General features: G+C 55.2%; 1 rRNA gene. It reads right to left on the bottom strand.

Going from position 1 to position 518, the window contains the following annotated elements:
- Positions 1-518 (bottom strand): 23S ribosomal RNA (locus NNC77_RS16630); the annotation flags it as partial.

Below are 518 nucleotides of genomic sequence, written 5' to 3'. Positions count from 1 at the left end.
TGCTATCCCGCGCCTTCGGTGTCTGCCTTATACCCGATTATTATCCATGCCCGGACCCTCGACTAGTGAGCTGTTACGCACTCTTTGAATGAATGGCTGCTTCCAAGCCAACATCCTAGCTGTCATAGGGACCAGACTTCGTTAGACTAACTCAGGCAGAACTCCGGGACCTTAGACGGCGGTCTGGATTCTTCTCCTCTCGGGGACGGACCTTAGCACCCGCCCCCTTACTGCCGGACTGCAGACCGTGAGCATTCGGAGTTCGTCAGGACTCGATAGGCGGTGAAGCCCTCTTGTCCTATCGGTCGCTCTACCTCTCACGGTGACCATCCGACGCGGCACCTAAATGCCTTTCGGGGAGTACGAGCTATCTCCAAGTTTGATTGGCCTTTCACTCCTACACTCGGCTCATCCAGAAGCTTTTCAACGCTTATTGGTGCGGACCTCCATCCCGTGTTACCGGGACTTCATCCTGGCCAAGTGTAGATCACTTGGTTTCGCGTCTACCCCCACTGACT

This window comes from Segatella copri, from assembly GCF_024330485.1.
In the GTDB taxonomy this organism is placed as follows: Bacteria; Bacteroidota; Bacteroidia; order Bacteroidales; family Bacteroidaceae; genus Prevotella; species Prevotella copri_L.
Note: the sequence above shows the minus strand (reverse complement) of the source record. Positions and strands in the feature narration are given on the sequence as shown.